Origin of the sequence: Klebsiella sp. HMSC16A12 (genome assembly GCF_001808265.1) — a bacterium.
GTDB lineage: Bacteria > Pseudomonadota > Gammaproteobacteria > Enterobacterales > Enterobacteriaceae > Klebsiella > Klebsiella pneumoniae.
On the sequence record NZ_KV792630.1, the window covers coordinates 1 to 4,129 of the forward strand.

At 53.2% G+C, this 4,129-nt stretch carries 1 protein-coding gene and 3 pseudogenes; 2 read left to right on the plus strand and 2 right to left on the minus strand.

Annotated elements, in window-relative coordinates; genetic code table 11:
* Positions 1-428 precede the first annotated feature (428 nt).
* Both ltrA and HMPREF3140_RS18735 read left to right on the plus strand, forming a co-directional pair.
* Positions 429-1,937 (plus strand): group II intron reverse transcriptase/maturase, encoded by a 1,509-nt coding sequence (ltrA, locus tag HMPREF3140_RS18730; RefSeq protein WP_070553062.1) that lies wholly within the window; start codon positions 429-431, stop codon positions 1,935-1,937.
* 80 nt (positions 1,938-2,017) lie between these two features.
* A pseudogene (locus HMPREF3140_RS18735) lies at positions 2,018-2,494 on the plus strand (IS3 family transposase); the annotation flags it as partial.
* Between the two features lie 424 nt (positions 2,495-2,918).
* Here the strand turns inward: HMPREF3140_RS18735 and tnpC are convergent.
* Both tnpC and HMPREF3140_RS27620 read right to left on the minus strand, forming a co-directional pair.
* A pseudogene (gene tnpC, locus HMPREF3140_RS18740) lies at positions 2,919-3,778 on the minus strand (IS66 family transposase); the annotation flags it as partial.
* Between the two features lie 6 nt (positions 3,779-3,784).
* Positions 3,785-4,104, minus strand: a pseudogene (locus HMPREF3140_RS27620) (transposase); the annotation flags it as partial.
* Between the last annotated feature and the right edge of the window lie 25 nt (positions 4,105-4,129).

Below are 4,129 nucleotides of genomic sequence, written 5' to 3' on the forward strand. Positions count from 1 at the left end.
GAACCCGTTAATCCGCCTCTGTGGGTTGAAAACGTCACCACGGCCTACGTGATCTGACAGGCCGTGCAGGAGGAACTGGCAGTGATACGTAAGCACTGCCGGTCGAAGGTGTTTTGACATGTATGCGAAACACCGGGGCAGCAGCGTCTATCACGCTTGCGTTGCTGACTTCTGCCAACTTGCGGCAAGCAAGGATAAAGAGTGCGACGGGCAGCCTCCTCAGTATGTCTGAGTCCAGGCAGGTAAACCGGGGAAGGTCAGCGACGGATGTTAAGGGGGCATGGCTCCGATGACGCGCTGGCTGGCGGAGCTTCCGTAGTAGTCCGCGATGGGGAAAGCCCATTACATGGCGAAGGGAAGCAGTTTGAATGTGTTTGCGACGTGAATTAACTGACCTAACGAGGTGAAGACCTTTGATAATCAGCGAAATGCAACGCAAGCTTGCCACATGGGCAGCCACCGATCCGTCCCTACGGATTCAACGGCTGCTGCGTCTGATAACACAACCAGAATGGCTGGCTGAAGCGGCGCGGATCACGCTTTCATCAAAGGGGGCGCATACCCCCGGCGTTGATGGCGTGAACAAAACAATGCTACAGGCCAGACTGGCTGTTGAGCTGCAAATCCTCAGGGATGAATTACTCTCAGGCCACTACCAGCCCTTGCCCGCCAGACGGGTTTACATCCCTAAAAGCAACGGCAAACTGCGACCACTGGGTATCCCCGCGTTGCGGGATCGTATTGTTCAGCGGGCCATGCTGATGGCGATGGAGCCGATATGGGAGAGTGATTTTCATACGCTCTCATATGGCTTCCGGCCTGAGCGCAGTGTCCACCACGCGATCCGCACGGTGAAATTACAGCTCACAGACTGCGGTGAAACCCGGGGACGCTGGGTGATTGAAGGCGACCTGTCCAGTTACTTCGACACCGTACATCATCGACTGCTGATGAAGGCTGTACGCCGCAGGATCAGTGACGCACGTTTCATGACTCTGCTGTGGAAAACCATCAAGGCGGGACATATCGATGTCGGTCTCTTTCGGGCGGCCAGTGAAGGTGTGCCACAGGGCGGTGTTATATCGCCGCTATTATCGAACATCATGCTGAATGAGTTCGATCAATACCTGCATGAGCGCTACCTGAGCGGGAAAGCCAGAAAAGATCGGTGGTACTGGAATAACAGTATCCAACGGGGCCGAAGTACGGCGGTCAGAGAAAACTGGCAGTGGAAACCCGCGGTGGCGTACTGCCGCTATGCCGATGATTTTGTCCTCATCGTCAAAGGCACCAAAGCACAGGCGGAAGCCATCAGGGAGGAGTGTCGGGGTGTGCTCGAAGGCAGTCTGAAACTCAGGCTGAACATGGATAAGACTAAAATCACCCATGTTAATGACGGCTTTATCTTTCTGGGGCACAGGATCATTCGCAAACGCAGTCGTTATGGCGAGATGCGAGTGGTCTCAACGATCCCGCAGGAGAAAGCCAGAAACTTCGCCGCATCGCTGACAGCACTGTTATCAGGCAACTACAGTGAAAGCAAAGTCGATATGGCTGAACAACTCAACCGAAAACTGAAAGGCTGGGCCATGTTCTATCAGTTCGTTGATTTTAAGGCCAAAGTCTTCAGTTATATCGACCGTGTCGTGTTCTGGAAGCTGGCTCACTGGCTGGCCCGCAAATACCGTACAGGTATCGCTTCCCTGATGAGGTGGTGGTGTAAATCACCGAAACCGGGTCAGAGCAAAACGTGGGTTTTATTTGGTAAAACCAATCACGGTAAGCTCAGCGGTGAAGTGCTGTACCGGTTGGTGGGGCAAGGCAAGAAGCTGTTCCGCTGGCGGCTACCCGAAGGTAATCCCTATCTGAGGACGGAGACCAGAAACACGTATACATCGCGCTTTACAGAAGTGGCAATGGCGTTCGCCAGCATTTAAATGGAGAGCCGGATGCGCTGAAAGGTGCACGTCCGGTTCGGAGAGGAGAGGCAGGGAAATAGTCCGACTACGCCCTGCCTCTTACTCTACTCAGGACCCACGAAGGCTGGCTGTATCTTGCCGTGGTTGTTGATCTGTTCTCACGCAAAATTATCGGCTGGTCAATGCAATCCCGGATGACAAAGGACATTGTCCTGAACGCACTGCTGATGGCTGTATGGCGGCGTAATCCCCAAAAACAGGTGCTGGTTCACTCGGACCAGGGCAGTCAGTACACAAGCCATGAGTGGCAGTCGTTTCTGAAATCACACGGCCTGGAGGGGAGTATGAGCCGTCGCGGTAACTGTCACGATAATGCGGTTGCAGAAAGCTTTTTCCAGTTGCTGAAACGCGAACGGATTAAGAAAAAGATCTACGGAACGCGGGAAGAAGCCCGCAGCGATATCTTTGGTTACATCGAAATGTTTTATAACAGTAAGCGTCGGCATGGTTCGAGCAATCAGATGTCACCGACAGAATATGAAAACCAGTATTATCAACGACTCGGAAGTGTCTAGATTATCCGTGGCGATTCAAAAACGTAGTTCACTTGAATCTTCCCACTCGATCTCCAATAGCCAGATTTGGCTTACAGTGAGATTTTGATCATCTCCGAACAAGTCATATAGCCTAGAGTCTGAAAGCAACGCGCACATTGGACTCGTCATAGGGTCTCCTTTGTAGTGCTGAGTAAAAAGTGGATATAGATATGTGGCGCTGGCTGGAAGTAAACTGGCCCCCTGAATCTCCAGCCTATTGTTATCACTTAAGTTAGTGATAGTCGGTAAGTGTCAACGAAGTTGTCACACCTGAGGTTCACTATGCGGCCTGCTTTTCCCGCTCCGCGTTCAGCGTTACCTCCGCTTTCCACTGCCAGTTTCGCGTTCAGCTCCGCCAGCTTAACCGTAAGCTTACAGCGAGAACCTCATTGACGGAGATGTGTTATTCAGCTGGCAGGCTTACTCGCCATGGTAACAGCTCGTGGACAGATTGACTGGCCAGTCAGCTATGACGTTGAGGACATGACGGAGGTACCTCTCTGGATCCACGCCGTTCAATTTGCACGTACCGATCAGGCTGTACAACAGCGCTCCGTGCTCACCGTGGTCGGAGCCGAAGAACAGGAAGTTCTTGCGACCCAGACTGACCGTCCGCAGGGCATTTTCAGAGATGTTGTTATATGCTTCAGCCCAGCCACCCTCTGCATAGTACGTCAGTGCCGGCCACTGGTACAGGGCGTACGCGAACGCCTTCTCCAGCTCTGAGTGCCTTGAGGGCGTTTTCATCTTTTCACGCAGACAGCTTTCCAGGGCTTTCAGCTGTGGTTTAGCTTTTTGCTGACGTTCAGCAAGGCGCTGTTCTGTCTGCATTCCCCTTATTTCCGCCTCAACGGTATACAGCTCGCCGATACGTTTCAGGGCTTCCTCCGTCAGGACTGACGGAGTGCGGACCTGTACGTCGTGGATCTTGCGGCGGGCGTGAGCCCAGCAGGCTGCTTCCATTATTTTTCCATTGAGGTACAGCTCGCTGAACCCAGCGTACGCGTCCGCCTACAGCACGCCGCTGAAGCCAGCAAGATGGGTCTGCGGGTGGAGGCCTTTTCTGTCCGGGCTTTAAGCGAACCACACCGCTGGCGCAACTGCTGAGCCGGCGTTGCGATCATCACGAACGTACGTCCACAACCGCACAGTCTTCGTCTTCTTATTACCCTGCAGCAGCAACGGGACGGGGGTATCATCAGCATGGAGTTTGCCGCCGGTCAGGACATAGTTATGAAACACCTCTTCCTGCGGGGACAGCAACCATCAATCCGGATAGTGCAGCGGAATGCCCGTCAGGGAGAAAATGGAATCAATGAACCCCTGAGCAGTCCGCAAGGTCAGCCGGAATACGCGTTTAATCACCAGAACGGTAGTAATGGCAAGGTCAGTATAGCGCTGAGGTCCTCCGCGTGCTGAAGGCGTTGCAGACTCATACCATGCCTGAACAGCCTAACCATCTAGCCAGGAAGCGAGGGAGCCGCGATTGATAAGTGCTTTGTTGTAAGTGCGCCAGTTGTTGATTCGGAACTTCTGCTTTGCCACGGAACTACCAGGGTTGTCAGGGAATGTGTGATCTGAACCTTCAACTCAGCAAAAGTTCGATTTATTCAA